General features: G+C 61.7%; 15 protein-coding genes. 5 read left to right on the top strand and 10 right to left on the bottom strand.

Annotation, left to right across the window (positions count from 1 at the left end):
- Position 1: 1 nt before the first annotated feature.
- Positions 2-2,257 carry an NADP-dependent malic enzyme gene (locus G0P99_RS15840; protein ID WP_164131459.1) on the bottom strand — a complete coding sequence of 752 codons (2,256 nt, stop codon included), beginning with the start codon at positions 2,255-2,257 and terminating at the stop codon, positions 2-4.
- Between the two features lie 160 nt (positions 2,258-2,417).
- On the opposite strand from G0P99_RS15840, the gene mutS reads away from it, so the two are divergent.
- Entirely contained in the window at positions 2,418-5,036 is a 2,619-nt protein-coding gene (gene mutS, locus G0P99_RS15835) for a DNA mismatch repair protein MutS (protein ID WP_164131701.1), read from the top strand.
- A gap of 54 nt (positions 5,037-5,090) precedes the next feature.
- Here the strand turns inward: mutS and G0P99_RS15830 are convergent, their stop codons facing one another.
- Both G0P99_RS15830 and hrcA read right to left on the bottom strand, forming a co-directional pair.
- The gene (locus G0P99_RS15830) at positions 5,091-5,654 is read right to left on the bottom strand and encodes a nucleotide exchange factor GrpE (protein WP_164131458.1); all 564 of its coding nucleotides are present in this window, start codon (positions 5,652-5,654) and stop codon (positions 5,091-5,093) included.
- A 10-nt stretch (positions 5,655-5,664) separates the two neighbouring features.
- Positions 5,665-6,729, bottom strand: coding sequence for a heat-inducible transcriptional repressor HrcA (hrcA, locus tag G0P99_RS15825; protein WP_164131457.1), 1,065 nt, complete (start codon positions 6,727-6,729; stop codon positions 5,665-5,667).
- Between the two features lie 112 nt (positions 6,730-6,841).
- Here hrcA and rph point away from each other — a divergent pair, with 112 nt between their 5' ends.
- From rph to G0P99_RS15805, 4 genes are read left to right on the top strand one after another with little or no spacing between them, the layout of a single operon-like run.
- Positions 6,842-7,555 (top strand): ribonuclease PH, encoded by a 714-nt coding sequence (rph, locus tag G0P99_RS15820; RefSeq protein WP_164131456.1) that lies wholly within the window; start codon positions 6,842-6,844, stop codon positions 7,553-7,555.
- Positions 7,552-8,166: an RdgB/HAM1 family non-canonical purine NTP pyrophosphatase gene (gene rdgB / locus G0P99_RS15815; RefSeq protein WP_164131455.1), complete on the top strand. Its 615-nt coding sequence runs from the start codon at positions 7,552-7,554 to the stop codon at positions 8,164-8,166. The genes rph and rdgB overlap by 4 nt, the downstream gene beginning before the upstream one ends.
- Positions 8,156-9,313, top strand: coding sequence for a radical SAM family heme chaperone HemW (gene hemW, locus G0P99_RS15810; RefSeq protein WP_164131454.1), 1,158 nt, complete (start codon positions 8,156-8,158; stop codon positions 9,311-9,313). The genes rdgB and hemW overlap by 11 nt, the downstream gene beginning before the upstream one ends.
- A gap of 3 nt (positions 9,314-9,316) precedes the next feature.
- Positions 9,317-9,670 (top strand): YbaN family protein, encoded by a 354-nt coding sequence (locus G0P99_RS15805; protein WP_164131453.1) that lies wholly within the window; start codon positions 9,317-9,319, stop codon positions 9,668-9,670.
- Here the strand turns inward: G0P99_RS15805 and G0P99_RS15800 are convergent.
- From G0P99_RS15800 to G0P99_RS15770, 7 genes are all read right to left on the bottom strand, one after another.
- Entirely contained in the window at positions 9,660-10,550 is an 891-nt protein-coding gene (locus tag G0P99_RS15800) for a ParB/RepB/Spo0J family partition protein (RefSeq protein ID WP_164131452.1), read from the bottom strand. The genes G0P99_RS15805 and G0P99_RS15800 overlap by 11 nt on opposite strands.
- Positions 10,551-10,570: 20 nt before the next feature.
- The gene (locus G0P99_RS15795) at positions 10,571-11,374 is read right to left on the bottom strand and encodes a ParA family protein (protein WP_164131451.1); all 804 of its coding nucleotides are present in this window, start codon (positions 11,372-11,374) and stop codon (positions 10,571-10,573) included.
- Positions 11,367-11,984 carry a 16S rRNA (guanine(527)-N(7))-methyltransferase RsmG gene (rsmG, locus tag G0P99_RS15790; RefSeq protein WP_164131450.1) on the bottom strand — a complete coding sequence of 206 codons (618 nt, stop codon included), beginning with the start codon at positions 11,982-11,984 and terminating at the stop codon, positions 11,367-11,369. Before rsmG ends, G0P99_RS15795 begins: the two co-directional genes overlap by 8 nt.
- Positions 11,981-13,849 (bottom strand): tRNA uridine-5-carboxymethylaminomethyl(34) synthesis enzyme MnmG, encoded by a 1,869-nt coding sequence (mnmG, locus tag G0P99_RS15785; RefSeq protein WP_164131449.1) that lies wholly within the window; start codon positions 13,847-13,849, stop codon positions 11,981-11,983. The genes rsmG and mnmG overlap by 4 nt, the downstream gene beginning before the upstream one ends.
- A gap of 12 nt (positions 13,850-13,861) precedes the next feature.
- Positions 13,862-15,148, bottom strand: a complete 1,287-nt coding sequence (mnmE, locus tag G0P99_RS15780) for a tRNA uridine-5-carboxymethylaminomethyl(34) synthesis GTPase MnmE (RefSeq protein WP_164131448.1) — start codon at positions 15,146-15,148, stop codon at positions 13,862-13,864.
- A gap of 30 nt (positions 15,149-15,178) precedes the next feature.
- The gene (rho, locus tag G0P99_RS15775) at positions 15,179-16,450 is read right to left on the bottom strand and encodes a transcription termination factor Rho (protein ID WP_164131447.1); all 1,272 of its coding nucleotides are present in this window, start codon (positions 16,448-16,450) and stop codon (positions 15,179-15,181) included.
- A 124-nt stretch (positions 16,451-16,574) separates the two neighbouring features.
- Positions 16,575-17,024, bottom strand: coding sequence for a CopD family protein (locus G0P99_RS15770; RefSeq protein ID WP_164131446.1), 450 nt, complete (start codon positions 17,022-17,024; stop codon positions 16,575-16,577).
- Positions 17,025-17,215: the final 191 nt, after the last annotated feature.

The raw sequence follows: 17,215 nt of genomic DNA, 5'->3' as shown, positions 1-17,215 counted from the left end.
CCTAGCCGATCTCGGCCGAGGCCAGCACCGCCATGTTCAGAATGTCATTGGCGGTGGAGACGGTCGAACAGATCTGGATCGGCTTGTCGACACCGGTCAGGATCGGGCCAATCACTGTGGCGCCCGCCATCTCCTGCATCAGCTTGGTCGAAATCGAGGCCGAGTGCCGCGCCGGCACGATCAGGATATTCGCCGGACCAGTGAGGCGCGAGAAGGGATAGGCCTCTTTCGAGCGCGGGTTCAGCGCCACATCGACGGTCATTTCGCCTTCGAACTCGAAATTCACGCCGCGCGCCTCCAACACCTTGGGCGCTTTTGTCAGTTTTTCTGTCCGCTCCGAGATCGGATAGCCGAAGGTCGAGAAACTGACAAAGGCCACGCGCGGCTCCAGCCCCATATGGCGGGCCACGTCGGCGGCGCGTTCGGCGATGGTCGCCAGATCGTGCTCGTCGGGCCATTCATGCACCAGCGTGTCGCCGATCAGCACGATCTTGCCTTTGTGCAACAGCGCGGTGATCCCTGCCGCCCCATGCGCGGCGTCGGCGTCAAACACATGGCTGATCTGGTGCAGCACATGCGCCGACTTGCGGGTCGCCCCGGTCACCAGCCCGTCGCCATGCCCATGTGCCAGCATCAGGGCCGAGAACACGTGCCGGTCGCGCGCGGCGAGGCGATGCACATCCTTCTGGTCAAACCCCTTGCGTTGCAGGCGCGCGTACAGGAACTCCTTGTAGGTCTCCAGATGCGTGGTGTTGGCGGCGTTCACCACCTCCAACTCGCGCACCGCATCCTCCAGGCCCGCGGCTTCAAGCTTGGTCTTCACGTCGTCATGTCGGCCCACCACCAGCGCCTTGCCATAGCCCGAGCGCTGATACATCACCGCCGCGCGCAGCACCCGGGGGTCGTCGCCCTCGGCAAAGATCATCCGGCTTTGCGCCTTGCGGGCACGGGCGTTGATGCCGCGCAGGATGCTGGCGGTCGGATCCATCCGCGATTTCAGGCCCAGCTCATAGGCATCCATGTCGATGATCGGCCGCCGCGCCGCGCCGGTATCCATACCCGCACGCGCCACGGCGGGCGGAATGCGGTGGATCAGACGCGGGTCGAACGGGGTCGGGATGATGTAGTCGCGGCCAAAGGTCAGGCTCTTGCCATAGGCCATTGCAACCTCGTCCGGCACATCCTCGCGCGCCAGCGCCGCCAGCGCATGGGCGCAGGCGATCTTCATCTCGTCATTGATCGCGCGGGCATGAATATCCAGCGCGCCGCGGAAGAGATAGGGAAAGCCCAACACGTTGTTGACCTGGTTGGGATAGTCGCTGCGCCCGGTGGCGACGATGGCGTCGCGGCGCACCTCGTGCGCCTCCTCGGGCGTGATTTCGGGGTCAGGGTTGGCCATGGCAAAGATGACCGGGTTGTCGGCCATGCTCTGCACCATCTCTTGCGTCACCGCGCCCTTGACGCTGACACCCAGGAACACGTCGGCCCCCTTCATCGCCTCTTCAAGGCTGCGCAGCTCGGTCTTGATGGCATGGGCCGATTTCCACTGGTTCATGCCCTCGGTACGGCCCTGATAGATCACGCCCTTGGTGTCGCAGACGATGCAGTTCTCGTGCCGCGCACCCATGGTTTTCAAGAGTTCGATACAGGCGATGCCCGCCGCCCCTGCCCCGTTCAGCACGATCTTTACATCTTCGATCTTTTTGCCCGAGATGTGCAGCGCGTTGATCAGCCCCGCCGCGCAGATCACCGCCGTGCCGTGCTGGTCGTCGTGAAAGACGGGAATGTCCATCTCTTCCTTCAGGCGCTGCTCGATGATGAAACATTCGGGCGCCTTGATGTCTTCGAGGTTGATGCCGCCGAATGTCGGCCCCATCAGCTTGACCGCGCGGCAGAACTCGTCCGGATCCTCGGTATCCAGTTCGATGTCGATCGAGTTCACGTCGGCAAAGCGCTTGAACAGCACCGCCTTGCCCTCCATCACCGGCTTGCCGCCCAGCGCGCCCAGGTTGCCCAGGCCCAGAACCGCCGTCCCGTTCGAGATCACCGCAACCAGGTTGCCCTTGTTGGTATAGTCATAGGCCAGCCCGGGATCGGCCGCGATCGCCTCGCAGGGGACCGCCACGCCGGGGGAATAGGCCAGCGACAGATCGCGCTGCGTGGTCATGGGGACGGTGGCCTGGACCTCCCACTTGCCGGGGGTCGGTTCCAGGTGAAAGGCCAGCGCCTCTTCGTTTGTGATCTTCGCTTTGGGCATGGGATGGGTCGTTTCTCTGCTATGCGGGCTTTCAGCGTCATAGCGCAGGCAATCGCGCGCCTCAACGACAATGCGTTTTCGCCTTTCGCCGCAGGGGCCGGATTTGTAAGGTCGCGCGCACCAGCCGCCGGAGAACAATGCCTTGACCACCGTCACACCCATGATGGCCCAATACCTGGAAATCAAAGAGGCCCATGCCGACGCCTTGCTGTTCTACCGGATGGGCGATTTCTACGAGATGTTCTTTGACGACGCGATTGCCGCAGCCGAGGCGCTGGATATCGCGCTGACCAAGCGCGGCAAGCACGAGGGCGAGGACATCCCGATGTGCGGCGTGCCTGTCCACGCCGCCGAGGGCTATCTGCTGACCCTGATCCGCAAGGGGTTCCGCGTCGCCGTCTGCGAACAGATGGAAAGCCCGGCCGAGGCCAAGAAGCGCGGATCGAAATCCGTGGTCCGGCGCGATGTGGTGCGGCTGGTGACCCCCGGCACCCTGACCGAGGACGCCTTGCTGGAGGCGCGCCGTCACAACTTCCTGGTCGCCTATGCCGAAGTGCGCAGCGGCGCGGCGCTGGCCTGGGCCGATATCTCGACCGGCGACTTCCACGTGATGCCGGTAACCCGCCCGCGCCTCAGCCCGGAACTGGCGCGGCTGGCCCCCTCTGAGCTGCTGGTTGTCGATGAACCGGTGTTCCAGCAGCTGCGCCCGCTGGTCGACGATTACCGCATCCCGTTGACCCCGCTGGGCAAGGCCAGTTTCGACAGCATGGCCGCTGAAAAGCGCCTTTGCGAGCTCTACAAAGTCGGCTCGTTGGAGGGGTTCGGGACCTTCGCCCGCGCCGAGCTGTCGGCCATGGGCGCTCTGATCGACTATCTGGAACTGACGCAAAAGGGCAAACTTCCGCTGCTGCAACCCCCGGTGCAAGAGGCCGAGGACCGGGTGATGCAGATCGACGCCGCCACACGGCGCAATCTGGAACTGACGCGCTCACTATCTGGCGAACGCGGCGGCTCGCTGCTCTCGGTGATCGACCGCACCGTCACGCCGGGCGGCGCGCGCTTGCTGGAACAGCGCATTGCCAGCCCGTCGCGCAATCTGGATGTGATCCACGCGCGGCTGTCGGCGCTCGACTTCTGTATCGACCACACCACCCTGGCCGCCGACCTGCGTGCCGCCCTGCGCAAGACGCCTGACCTGGACCGTGCCCTGTCGCGCCTGGCACTGGACCGGGGCGGCCCGCGCGACCTTGCCGCGATCCGCAACGGGCTGGGCCAGGCCGAGGCGATTGCCGCCCTCTGCGACGGGCTCGATCTGCCGGGGCTGATTGCCAATGCCTGCGCCGATCTGAACGGGTTCGACGACCTGCTTGGCCTGCTCGACACCGCGCTGGTAGCGGAGCCGCCGCTTCTGGCCCGCGATGGCGGCTTCATCGCGCCGGGTCATGACAGCGAACTGGACGAGGCGCGCGAGCTTCGCGACAAGGGCCGTGGCGTCATCGCCGGGATGCAGCAGAAATATGCCGAACATACCGGCATCGCCTCGCTGAAGATCAAGCACAACAACGTGCTGGGTTATTTCATCGAAACCACCGCCACGCACGCGGCCAAGATGCTGAACCCGCCGCTGAGCGAGACCTATATTCACCGACAGACCACCGCCAATCAGGTGCGCTTTACCACGGTCGAGTTGAGCGAGCTGGAAACCCGCATCCTGAACGCTGGCAATCACGCGCTCGAGATCGAAAAACGGCTCTATTCCAGCCTGTCCGGCGCAATACTAGAGGCCGCCGCCCGCCTCAACCTCGCCGCGCGCGGCCTGGCCGAGCTGGATCTTGCGACCGCGCTGGCCGATCTGGCACGGGCCGAGAACTGGTGCCGACCCAGCGTCGACGCCTCACGCGCCTTTGCCATCGAGGGCGGCCGCCACCCGGTGGTGGAACACGCCTTGCGCCGACAGGGCGGCGAGCCGTTCGTGGCCAATGACTGCGACCTCAGCGCCGACAAGGGCGCCGCAATCCGCCTGCTGACCGGCCCCAACATGGCCGGTAAATCAACCTATCTGCGGCAGAACGCGCTGATCGCCCTGCTTGCCCAGATGGGCAGCTACGTGCCTGCCGACAGCGCCCATATCGGGGTGGTCAGCCAGCTTTTCAGCCGCGTCGGCGCTTCGGACGATCTGGCACGCGGCCGCTCGACCTTCATGGTCGAGATGGTGGAAACCGCCGCCATCCTGAACCAGGCCGACGACCACGCACTGGTCATCCTGGACGAAATCGGCCGCGGCACCGCCACCTATGACGGGCTTTCCATCGCCTGGGCCACGCTGGAACATCTGCACGCGACTAATCGCTGCCGCGCTCTGTTCGCCACCCATTACCACGAGTTGACCGCACTGGCCGCTAAGCTGGATGGTGTCGAGAACCTGACCGTTGCCGTAAAAGAGTGGGAGGGCGAGGTCATCTTTCTGCACGAGGTGCGCCAGGGTGCGGCCGACCGGTCCTATGGCGTGCAGGTGGCGCAGCTGGCGGGCCTGCCGCCCTCGGTCGTGGCCCGCGCCCGGGTGGTGCTGGACCAGCTGGAGAAATCCGAACGCGAAGGCGGCAAGCAAAAGGCGCTGATCGACGATCTGCCGCTGTTCTCCGCCGCGCCGCCACCGCCGCCGCCCGCGCCAAAGACCTCACCCGCCGACGCGATGCTCAAGGACATCCACCCCGACGAGCTGACGCCCCGCCAGGCGCTGGAAGTACTCTATAAACTGAAAGAGGCGGCCAGATCCTGACCGCCCCTTCATCTCGCTGAGAATACTCCCGCCGGAGGTTTGGCGAAGCCAAAATCAGCCGGCAGGCATCGACGATACGCCAACCTGCGCCGGGCGCAGCAGTCGGTCGTGCAGCATGAAGCCTTCGGCCGAAACCTGGATGATATCGCCCGCCCGGGTGCCCGGCACCGGTGCCTCGAACATCGCCTCGTGCATCTGCGGATCGAATCGGTCGCCCACCTGCGGCGACAGGACCTGGATACCATGCTTGCCAAACACATCCAGCAGCGCCCGCATCGTCAGTTCGATCCCCTCGATCAGCGCGCCCGAAACCGCCCGCTGTTCATCGGTCATCGCCTCCAGCGCGCGTTTCATGTTGTCGTAAACCGGCAGCATGTCGCGCGCGAGTTTCGAGCCGCCGTATTGCTCGGCCTCGCGCCGCGCGCGCTCACCGCGCTTGCGGACGTTTTCGGCATCCGCCAGCGCCCGCATGAACTTGTCCTTGTATTCGTCCCGCTCGGCCCGCAGCGCATCGACCTCGGCGGCCTCGCCGGTGATCTCTGCCATGTCCTCGGCATATTCCTCGGCTTCGGCGGTTGCGATATCGTCCAGAAACTCTTCGTTCTTCGACTCTGCCATTCTTCTACCTCTAGCTCCGGTCGGAAATCAGCCGCCCGACCAGTTGTGCCGTGTAATCCACAATCGGCACGATCCGTCCATAGTTCAGGCGGGTGGGTCCGATGACCCCGACCGCTCCGATGATCTTTCGGTCAGCGTTCATATAAGGAGACACCACCAAAGAGGAACCCGAAAGTGAGAAAAGTTTGTTCTCGGACCCGATAAAAATGCGCACACCCTCGCCTTGTTCGGTCAATTCCAGAAATTCCGCGATGTCGCGCTTGCGTTCCAGGTCGTCAAACAGCGTCCGGATACGCTCCAGCTCCTCTTCCTGACCAGCGCCGCCCAACAGATTCGCCCGGCCCCGGACGATCAGCCGCGCTGTATCGGCCCCCTGCCCTTCCCATACGGCAAGGCCGCTTTCCACCATCTCGCGGGCCAGCCCGTCGACCTCCTGCTGGCGGGCGCGGATCTCGGTCTGCATCATCCGCCGCACGTCGCTCAGCGTTTTGCCCTCAATCAGCGCGTTCAGAAAATTCGCCGCCTCGCGCATCGAACTGGGCGTCTGCCCCGGCGGCGGGGTGAACAGACGGTTTTCCACATGTCCATCGGCAAAGACCAGCACCACCAGCGCCCGGTCATGGCCCAGAGAGACGAACTCGATATGCTTGATCTCGGTCTCGTGCTTGGGCGTCAGCACCAGCGAGGCGCCCTGGCTGACCCGGCTCAGCGCCGCACCAATCTTGTCCAGCGCGCCGCCGACATCGCCGGTGTTTCCGCCCAGGGTGGCATCCAGCTTTTGCCGGTCGCCCATGTCCAGATCGCCGATCTCCAACAACCCGTCGACAAACATCCGCAGCCCCATTTGCGTCGGGATGCGGCCCGCGCTGACATGGGGGCTGTCCAGCAGGCCCAGATATTCAAGATCCTGCATCACGTTGCGCACCGTGGCGGCGCTGACCTTTTCGCTCAAGGTCCGGGTCAAGGTCCGGCTGCCGACCGGTTCGCCACTGTCGAGATAGCTTTCGACGATCAGACGAAACACCTCGCGCGAGCGATCGTTCAGATCGTCCAGGATTTTGCGTGCGTCACTCATCTGTCTTCCCTGACTGTCCGGTCATTAAATCCGCTGTCCGGAAAAGGTCAATCGGGCTTGCATCGCCGCCCCTGCGGGCGGTATCCCCTGCGCAACAGACAAAGGATGACCCATGCGACCCTCTGGACGAGATCTAAGCGAAATGCGCCCGGTTTCAATCGAAACCGGCTTCACCAAACATGCCGAGGGCTCCTGCCTGATCAAGATGGGCGACACGCATGTGCTGTGCACCGCCACCATCGAGGACCGCGTGCCGCCGTTCATCAAAGGTTCGGGCCTGGGTTGGGTCACCGCCGAATACGGCATGCTGCCCCGCGCCACCAACACCCGGATGCGGCGCGAGGCGGCAAGCGGCAAGCAAGGCGGCCGTACCGTTGAAATCCAGCGCCTGATCGGCCGCGCCCTGCGCGCCGGCGTCGACCGGGTGGCGCTGGGAGAACGCCAGATCACCGTCGACTGTGATGTGATCCAGGCCGATGGCGGCACCCGCTGCGCGTCGATCACCGGTGGCTGGGTCGCGCTGCGCCTGGCGGTGAACAAGCTGATGAAGGCAGGTGACGTGATTTCCGACCCGCTGGTCGATCCGGTCGCCGCCGTGTCCTGCGGCATCTATGCCGGGCAGCCGGTGCTGGACCTCGATTACCCCGAGGACAGCGAGGCAGGCGTTGACGGCAATTTCATCATGACCGGGTCCGGCAAGCTGATCGAGGTACAGATGAGTGCCGAAGGCTCTGTCTTTAACCGCGCGCAGCTGGATCAGCTGCTGGGCCTGGCCGAAAAGGGCGTGGGTGAACTGGTCGCCGCGCAAAAGGCCGCCACCGCATGACCCGCAGGTTCACAGGCGACACGCTGCTGATCGCGACCCACAACAAGGGCAAGCTGGAAGAGATGGCACATCTCCTCCGGCCCTTTGGTGTCAAGGTCGTTGGCGCCGCCGAAATGAACCTGCCCGAACCGGAAGAGACCGAAGACACCTTTGTCGGCAATGCCCGAATCAAGGCGCATGCCGCCGCCCGGACCACAGGCCTGCCCGCCCTGTCCGATGACAGCGGCATCACCATCGACGCGCTGGATGGAGCGCCGGGGGTCTACACCGCGGACTGGGCCGAAACCGACAATGGGCGTGATTTCATGATGGCGATGACCCGCGCCCATGACGCGCTGGAGGCCAAGAGCGCCCCGCACCCCCGCCTCGCACAATTCCGCTGCACGCTGGTGCTGGCCTGGCCCGACGGCCATGACGAGGTGTTCGAGGGTGTGGCCCCCGGTCACCTGGTCTGGCCCACTCGTGGCGCGGCAGGGTTCGGCTATGACCCGATGTTCGTACCCGAGGGCTATGATGTGACCTTTGCCGAGATGGACCGCTGGGAAAAGAACAAGATCAGCCACCGCGCCCGCGCGGTCGAGAAATTTGTAAAGGGCTGTTTTGGCGGATGACTGGCAGCATGGAGGCTTTGGCCTCTACGTGCATTGGCCCTTTTGCCAGGCCAAGTGCCCGTATTGCGACTTCAACAGCCATGTCGCCCGTGAAATAGACCAAAAAGCCTGGGTTAGAGCCTATGTCGCAGAGCTTGAACGCTCCGCCTCCGAGCTGCCGGGCCGGGTACTGAACACCATCTTTTTTGGCGGCGGTACCCCGTCCCTGATGATGCCGGAAACGGTCGCGGCGGTAATTGAAACCGCCCGCCGGCTCTGGCCCACCTCCAACGACATGGAAATCACGCTCGAGGCCAATCCCGGTTCGGTCGAGGCCGGGCGTTTTGCCGCCTATCACGATGGCGGGGTCAACCGAATCTCGATGGGGGTGCAGGCGCTGAACGACCAGGACCTGCGCCGCCTGGGCCGCATTCACAGCGTGGCCGAGGCGCGCGCCGCGTTCGACATTGCGCGGCGCTGTTTCGACCGGGTCAGTTTCGACCTGATCTATGCCCGTCAGGACCAGACGCCCGACGCCTGGCGCGCCGAGTTGAACGAAGCGTTGGCCATGGCCGTCGATCACCTGTCGCTCTACCAATTGACGATCGAGGACGGCACCGCCTTTGGTGACCGCTACGCACGGGGCAAACTGCGCGGTCTGCCCGCCGATGACGACGCCGCCGACATGTATCTAATCACGCAAGAGGTCTGCGCTGCCCATGGCCTGCCCGCCTATGAGGTCTCGAACCACGCCCGACCCGGTGCCGAGTCCCGCCACAACCTGATTTATTGGCGTTATGGCGACTATGTCGGCATCGGCCCCGGTGCCCATGGCCGCCTCACCATAGGTGGTCAGCGCTACGCCACCGAAAGCCCGCTGAACCCCGGCGCTTGGCTTTCGTCCGTGGCGGCAGGGTCCGGTGAGTTGAGCCGCGTGGCTCTATCTCTACAAGATCAAGCCAATGAATACCTGATGATGGGGCTCCGAATAGCCGAAGGTCTAGATATCGACAGGTACGAGGCGCTTTCCCCTCAGCCCCTGAACCGGAACCGCCTTGCCCATCTGGCTGAACTGGGCATGATCGACATCGACGGGCCACGGCTAAAGGCAACGGCCCAAGGGCGCGCTGTGCTGAACGCGGTCATTCTGGATCTGATGTCGGAGTAGAGAATGCAGTTTATCTGGGCGGCTCTTGGACTGGTCTGTGTTGCCCTCGCCCTGATTGGCGTTGTCCTGCCGCTCCTTCCCACGGTCCCCTTCCTTCTGCTCGCCGCGTTTTTCTTTGCCCGCTCGTCCGAACGCTTGCACACCTGGCTGCTGACCCACCGCCTGTTTGGGCCGATGATCGTGGACTGGCAGCAATCCGGCGCCATCCGGCCGGGTGCAAAAAAGGCGGCAACCCTGTCGATTGCCGCCGTCTTCGGTCTGTCGATTCTATTATCGGCTCCCTCCCACGTCCTGGCCATACAGGCCGTGGTTCTGGGTGGGGTGCTGATCTTTATCTGGACCCGCCCTAACGGCTGAGTTTGGCGCAAAGATCGTCCAACTGATCAAGGTTTTCGTACATCAGGATCACCTGGCCGGACTCGGTGCCCGGCTTGTGATTGATCGTAACCTTCATCGCCAGAATCGCCGACAGGTCCTTTTCCAATGCACGGGTATCGGCATCCTTGTCCGCTCCAGTGGATTTCGGACGTGCCGTCGCCACCGGCTTGTCCCCCTCACCCTGCTTCTTGACCAGCGCTTCGGTCGCCCGTACCGACAACCCATCGCGTACCACGATCTTGGCCAATTCCGACGGATTCTCGCTGGTAATCAGGGCCCGGGCATGTCCCGCCGACAATTTCCCTTCGACCACCATCTGCTGAACATCATCCGGCAAGGACAGCAAACGCAACAGGTTCGCGATATGGCTCCGGCTCTTCCCCAACGCCTCGGCCAGTTTTTCTTGTGTATGACCGAACTTGTCCATCAACTGCCGATAGCCCGCGGCCTCTTCCACAGCGTTCAGATCGGCGCGCTGGATATTCTCGATGATCGCGATTTCCAGAACTTCAGTATCATCCAGTTCCCGCACCAGAACCGGTACATCGTGCAACTGGGCCAGTTGCGCCGCCCGCCAGCGCCGCTCACCCGCGACGATCTCGTACATGCCACCATCCACCGGTCGCACGATCAGCGGCTGAAGAATGCCCTTCTCCTTGATCGAAGCAGACAGCTCGTTCAGCGCGTCCTGAGTAAAGGTCCGCCGCGGCTGGTTCGGGTTTGCGCGCAGTTTCTCGATTGGCACCGTCCGGTCCGGGCGTCGCGCCGCATCCGCGGCCTGGGCTTCCGTCGACTGTGTCACATCGGCCATCAAAGCCGACAAACCACGCCCCAACCCCCGAGGTTTGTTCGAAACCATGCGTCGCTCCTCTCTGCCGCTCAGGCGGCGATCTTGTTATGTTTCTTCAGCAGCTCGGCCGCCAGGTCCCGATAGGCAATCGCACCCAGGGAATTGGGATCGTAACTCAGCACCGGCAGGGCAAAGGACGGCGCCTCGCTGACCCGCACATTTCGCGGAATCCGGGTTTCAAACACCAGTTCTCCCAGATTGTCGCGGGCATCCTTTTCAACCTGCTGGGACAAGTTGTTGCGTTTGTCATACATAGTCAACACAACACCTTCGATCCGCAGATCCGGATTTGCCGCCTGACGCACTTCTCGAATCGTCAGCATCAGCTGCGACAATCCCTCCAGCGCAAAGAATTCGCTCTGCAACGGAACCAATACGGAATGCGCGGCAACCATTGCGTTGACCGTCAACAGGTTCAGCGACGGCGGGCAATCGATCAGGATGTAGTCCCAGGCAAACGAATCCATCGCGGTCTGCCGCAACGCATCGTGCAACAGGAAACTGCGCTTTTCATTTGCCATCAGCTCAATATCGGCCGAGCTCAGATCTACCGTTGCCGGCACGATGGACAAACCGGGAATGCTTGTTTCCTGGATGACAGCATTCAAAGGCGCATCATCGACCAGCAGTTCATATGTGGTGACATCCCGATCTTCGATTCCCAGACCGGTCGAGGCATTGCCCTGCGGGTCCAGATCCACAACAAGCACACGCAAGCCGGTTTCGGCCAGTGCCGCTGCCAGGTTTATGGCTGTCGTTGTTTTTCCGACTCCGCCTTTTTGATTGGCAACCGCGATGATCCGGGGGCCGGTTGGACGGGAAAGATCAGACACGCGCGATTCCTTTGAGTTTCAAAACAACGGCTTGAGGCTCAGTCAAACTAGTAGCGGGAACGAGGTCGAATTTCCATTGCTTCCGCGCGTCCTCCACCTCTTTTTTCCAGGCTTCCCCCTTGGGAAACAGCGCGGTTCCGCCTGTTTTCAAATGTCTTTCAGCAAAGCCCAGCAGCCCGGTCAGATCCGTCAGCGCCCGGGCTGAGAGGATATCGGCCTCTTGCGGTGCCACCTGTTCGATCCGCTGCGCGATAACCTGACAGTGCGTATCGCATTCTCTGGCCACGGTTCTCAGGAACGCGGCCTTTCTCTGATCGCTTTCAATGCAGACAAAATGGGTCGATGGCATCTTTTCGCGCGCCAGGATTGCGCAAACCATTCCGGGAAAGCCGCCGCCGCTGCCCAGGTCCACCCATTTGTCTACCGTTTCCACGAGATCAAAAACCTGAATGGAATCGGCGATGTGCCTGTCCCAAATTTCCTCTAGGCTTCGTCGGGACACCAAATTGATCCTTGGGTTCCACTTGCGGACCAGTTCCACGTAATGCGTCAGCCGATCAAATGTTTCACGTGAAACATCAAATCTCTGCCGATCTGCCTCGCCATTCATGCAGATCGCGCCTTTGCCTCACGCCGCAACCGCGCAAGGATCAGGGCCAGCGCCGCAGGCGTTACCCCATCCACACGCGCGGCCTGACCAACATTCTCAGGGCGTGCCTTGCTCAGCTTTAGTTTCAACTCGTTTGAAAGCCCATCCAGTGCGTGAAAATCGAAGTCGAACGGGATCACAAAAGACTCATCCCGCTTCATTGCCTCTACGTCGCGCTCCTGTCGCACGATGTAGTTCGCGTACAAAGCATCCCGTTCGACTTGTTGCCGAATTTCGTCGTCCGTTTCCTGTAGTTCAGGGATCAGCTGAACGACGTTTTCAAACGAGGCATTCGGAAATGCCAGGACTTGAAGCCCGGAACGACGGGCTCCATCCTGGTTTATCGCGATCCCTGCGGCGAGGATTTCTTTTGGGGTAAAGCTCGACCCCTCCAGGACCGATTTAGCCGCAGTCAGCTTGTCCGCCTTTTCGAGAAAGGACCCTACCCTTTCTGCGCCAACACACCCAAGTTCGATTCCCATGGTTGTCAGTCGCTGATCGGCGTTATCCGCCCTCAGCGAAAGCCGGAACTCGGCGCGGGAGGTAAACATCCGATAGGGTTCAGTTACGCCTCGCGTGGTGAGATCGTCGATCATCACCCCGATATAACTGTTGCCGCGGCTGAACTTAACCGGATCGCGATCAAGAACACGGCATGCCGCATTCAGCCCCGCAACCAACCCTTGCGCCGCAGCTTCCTCGTAGCCCGTGGTGCCGTTGATCTGCCCGGCCAGATACAGGCCCGGAACCCCGGGCAGCGCCAATTGCGACGTCAAGGCACGGGGATCGACGTAATCGTATTCGATGGCATAGCCAGGCTGAAGGATTTGGACTTCCTCCAACCCATATATCGAACGCACATAGGCTTCTTGAACATCTACCGGTAGCGACGTGGAAATCCCGTTTGGATAGACCGTGTGATCCTCCAACCCCTCGGGTTCCAGGAACACCTGGTGCGAGTCCTTGTCGGAGAAGCGAACAACCTTGTCCTCGATCGAGGGGCAATATCGCGGCCCGAGCCCTTCGATATGGCCGCCATACATGGCGGATCGATTCAGGTTCTTCTCGATAATCTCATGCGTTCGCAAGTTTGTGTGTGTGATCCCGCAGGAGATCTGCCGCGCGTAAACCGACCTGGACAGGAAGGAAAACAGAACCGGATCTTCATCGCCGTCCTGCCGTTCCAGCACTTCCCAGTTGATCGTTCGACCATCCAGGCGTGGTGGAGTGCCGGTTTTCAGGCGCCCCATCGGCAAGCCAAAACCATCCAGACGTTCAGCAAGCCTCACCGACGGGCGATCGCCCATTCGACCACCCGGACGGGAAACGTCACCGATATGAATGACACCGCGCAGGAAAGTGCCCGATGTCAGGATGACCGCCTGGGATCGCAGTTCCGAGCCATCCTTCAAGACGACCCCGGAAACCACGTTTCCTTGCATCAAGAAATCGACAACCTCTCCCTCGACAACGGTCAGCCCCTGACGGCTTCGCGTTTCCGCAAGCATAGCTGCGCGATACAACGCCCGATCTGCCTGCGCCCGTGGCCCTTGCACGGCCGGTCCCTTACGACGATTCAGCAAGCGAAACTGGATACCGGCTTTGTCGGCAACGCGGCCCATGACGCCGTCCATCGCGTCGATCTCGCGGACCAGATGGCCTTTGCCTAGCCCGCCGATGGCAGGGTTACAGGACATCACGCCGATGTCCCGCTCTGACAGGGTGACAAGGGCCGTGCGGACACCCATCCGGGCAGCCGCATGAGCGGCCTCGGCACCGGCATGACCGGCGCCAATTACAATGACGTCAAACTCCGAATGTTTCACGTGAAACACTCCTCACTTTCCCAGACAGAAGGACGCAAAGATCTCATCCAACAGGTTTTCAACATCGATCCGCCCAACCAGGGATTCAAGGGCCCGGATCGCCGTGCGCAGTTCTTCGGCTGCTATATCGTACATTTCCGGGCCCGAATCTAAAATACCTTCGGCGTGGGTCAATGCGTCATCGGCTTTCAGCATGGCCTGGCGGTGCCGTTCCCGGGTGGCGATTCCCGCACTGGCCGAGCGTGTTTTCAACACTTGCCCGATCCGGTCCACCAATACATCGATGCCCTGCCCCGTTACCCCGGATACAGCGCCATCAACCGTATCCCGTTGATCAGCCTTCGGCAGAACGTGGATATCGCCATCGCGCATGGGAATCCCGGTGGCCGCCAGATCATCGGTCAGGAACACCCGCAGGTCCGCGCTTTCCGCCCGGCGCCGCGCCAAGGCAATCCCCATTCCCTCGACCACATCGCCAGTATCGCGCAAACCGGCCGTATCAAGCAATGTAACCGGCAACCCGCCCAGATCCATCCGGACTTCGATAACATCCCGGGTCGTCCCGGCAATCTCCGAGGTCAAGGCCGCCTCGCGCCCGGCGAGCATGTTCAACAACGTGGATTTTCCGGCGTTCGGCGGCCCGACAATGGCGACCTCGAATCCGGTTCGGATCCGTTCAGCGATGCGCACCCCAGAGATCTGGTGCGCCAGTTGCGCACGCACCTCACCCAGCAATCCTTGCACCTCGGGCGTCACATCTGTCGGCACTTCTTCATCGGCAAAGTCGATGACTGCCTCCAGCAAGGCGGCCGCCCGGATCAGCTTGCGCCGCCATTCTTCGGCCACCTGCCCCAAGGCCCCGGCCAGAACCGCCTGTGCCTGCTTGCGTTGCGCTTCGGTCTCCGCGTCGATCAGATCGGCCAGACCTTCGACCTGGGCCAAATCGAGTTTGCCGTTTTCCAGCGCACGCCGGGTGAACTCTCCGGGTTCTGCCAGGCGCAAACCGTCCAGTTCCGCAAGTCGGCGCAATATCGCCTCGGTCGTGGCAAGGCTGCCATGAATCTGAAACTCGACAACGTCTTCGCCGGTGAAACTGGCTGGACCCGAGAAACTCAGGACAACGCCATCGTCCAGCCGCGCACCATCACCACCGTACAGCGTCCGCACCAGCATACCGCGCGCTGGCACAGGTGATCCTGTCAGTCTTTCGGCGGCCGCATGCGCGTTTAGCCCGGACAGGCGGATAACCGCCACGCCGGCCTTTCCCTGTGCCGTAGCCATGGCAAAAATCGTGTCCATCCCAAGCCCCTTGCCCCGGACCGACCCGGATCAGGTGTTCATTGAATCGAAGAATTCGCCGTTGGTCTTGGTCTGTTTCAGCTTCGACAGCAGGAACTCGATGGCGTCGGTGGTGCCCATCGGGTTCAGGATACGGCGCAGAACAAAGGTCTTTTGCAGATCGCTCTTCTCGACCAACAGATCCTCTTTCCGGGTACCGGACTTGAGGATGTCGATAGCCGGGAACACGCGCTTGTCGGCAATCTTGCGGTCCAGAACCAGTTCCGAGTTACCGGTACCTTTGAATTCTTCAAAGATCACTTCGTCCATCCGGCTGCCGGTGTCGATCAGCGCGGTGGCAATGATGGTCAGCGAACCGCCCTCTTCGATGTTCCGCGCCGCACCAAAGAACCGCTTGGGCCGTTGCAGCGCGTTTGCATCCACACCACCGGTCAGCACCTTGCCCGAGGACGGCACCACGGTGTTGAAGGCCCTACCAAGTCTTGTGATCGAGTCGAGTAGGATAACAACATCTCGTTTATGTTCGACCAGACGCTTGGCCTTTTCGATCACCATTTCCGACACCGCCACGTGACGCGCGGCCGGCTCGTCAAAGGTCGAGGACACCACCTCGCCCTTGACCGAACGCTGCATATCGGTGACTTCCTCGGGGCGTTCGTCGATCAGCAGAACGATCAGATAGCACTCGGGGTGGTTCTTCTCGATCGAGTGGGCGATGTTCTGCAAGATCACCGTCTTACCCGTCCGCGGCGGCGCCACGATCAACGAACGCTGGCCCTTGCCGATCGGCGCAACCAGGTCGATCACCCGGGCCGACCGGTCCTTGATGGTCGGATCCTCGATCTCCATCTTCAGCCGTTCATCGGGATAAAGCGGCGTCAGGTTATCAAAGGCGATCTTGTGCCGCGCCTTTTCAGGATCTTCAAAGTTGATCTTGGTGACATTGGTCAGGGCGAAATAGCGCTCGTTGTCGTCGGGCGCCTTGATCTCTCCCTCGACCGTGTCACCGGTGCGCAGCGAATACTGGCGGATCATGTCGGGCGAGACATAGATGTCGTCCGGACCCGGCAGATAGTTCGCCTCGGGCGAGCGCAGAAACCCGAACCCGTCCTGCAACACTTCCAGCACGCCGTCGCCACCGATGGTCCAGCCCTCGTCGGCGCGTTCGCGCAGGATCTGGAACATCATCTCGCCCTTGCGCATGGTCGAGGCGTTCTCGATCTCCAGATCCTCGGCCATGGCCAGCAGGTCCTTGGGGCTCTTGGCTTTGAGGTCGGCAAGATTCAGGGATTCGATCGTCATCGTATACGGTCCTCTGCCGCTTGCAGAAGCGGCTCAAACGGAATTGGCATCGGGAATTGCACGGCTGCCCGGACGGGCGCTTGTGGCCTAGATAAGGCCGCTGGCGGGCAGAGTCAAAGGGGGATCAGAACTTTAGGATCACCGCCAGCACGATCACCACCATCAGCAGCGTCGGAACCTCGTTCATCATCCGGTACTGGCGCCCGGTCAACTGGTTGCGGCCTTCCAGGAAATCCTTGCGGCGCAGGGCCAGCCAATGATGGAACCAGGTCATGCCGATTACCGACGCGCCCTTGGCCCAGGGCCAGATCTCGGTCCAGTCGACGATCCCTGGCGTCAGTACCATCAGCAGGCCGCACACCCAGGACACCACCATTGCCGGGCGCATGATCACCCGGATCAGCTTTTCTTCCATTTCCTGAAAGATCGCCGAGGCGTCCTGCACCTTCTCTGCCTTTTCGACATGATACACAAAGAGCCTGGGCAGATAGAACAATCCGGCCATCCAGCTGATCACCGCCATGATGTGCAGGGACTTGACCCAAGGATAGATCACGAACAGCAGGTCTTCCATCTTGTCTCGCTCCGATACGCCGGGTCGGGTCTAATCATAAATATAGAAGAGAAGAAAGGATGTAGGTTTTGTAGGCATGACGAACCCCGTGGATTATTTTGTCATCCCGGGTTTTTCCCCAGCCTGAACAACTCGGGTCAGATTGATCCACGGATGTGGAAATCTTGTAATATAGTGTTATTAAACAAAAG

It is taken from the genome of Ruegeria sp. PrR005 (assembly GCF_010500245.1).
Lineage (GTDB): Bacteria > Pseudomonadota > Alphaproteobacteria > Rhodobacterales > Rhodobacteraceae > Ruegeria_B > Ruegeria_B marisflavi.
This window is presented reverse-complemented; position numbering and strand designations above follow the sequence as displayed.

Coding starts and splice junctions, on each gene's coding strand:
- rsmG (WP_164131450.1), bottom strand. CDS start 11,984: ATGAATGGCGAGGCAGATCGGCAGAGATTTGATGTTTCACGTGAAACA.
- rho (WP_164131447.1), bottom strand. CDS start 16,450: ATGACGATCGAATCCCTGAATCTTGCCGACCTCAAAGCCAAGAGCCCC.
- G0P99_RS15840 (WP_164131459.1), bottom strand. CDS start 2,257: ATGCCCAAAGCGAAGATCACAAACGAAGAGGCGCTGGCCTTTCACCTG.
- rph (WP_164131456.1), top strand. CDS start 6,842: ATGCGACCCTCTGGACGAGATCTAAGCGAAATGCGCCCGGTTTCAATC.
- G0P99_RS15800 (WP_164131452.1), bottom strand. CDS start 10,550: ATGGTTTCGAACAAACCTCGGGGGTTGGGGCGTGGTTTGTCGGCTTTG.
- G0P99_RS15770 (WP_164131446.1), bottom strand. CDS start 17,024: ATGGAAGACCTGCTGTTCGTGATCTATCCTTGGGTCAAGTCCCTGCAC.
- mutS (WP_164131701.1), top strand. CDS start 2,418: ATGATGGCCCAATACCTGGAAATCAAAGAGGCCCATGCCGACGCCTTG.
- hrcA (WP_164131457.1), bottom strand. CDS start 6,729: ATGAGTGACGCACGCAAAATCCTGGACGATCTGAACGATCGCTCGCGC.
- G0P99_RS15830 (WP_164131458.1), bottom strand. CDS start 5,654: ATGGCAGAGTCGAAGAACGAAGAGTTTCTGGACGATATCGCAACCGCC.
- mnmE (WP_164131448.1), bottom strand. CDS start 15,148: ATGGACACGATTTTTGCCATGGCTACGGCACAGGGAAAGGCCGGCGTG.
- rdgB (WP_164131455.1), top strand. CDS start 7,552: ATGACCCGCAGGTTCACAGGCGACACGCTGCTGATCGCGACCCACAAC.
- G0P99_RS15805 (WP_164131453.1), top strand. CDS start 9,317: ATGCAGTTTATCTGGGCGGCTCTTGGACTGGTCTGTGTTGCCCTCGCC.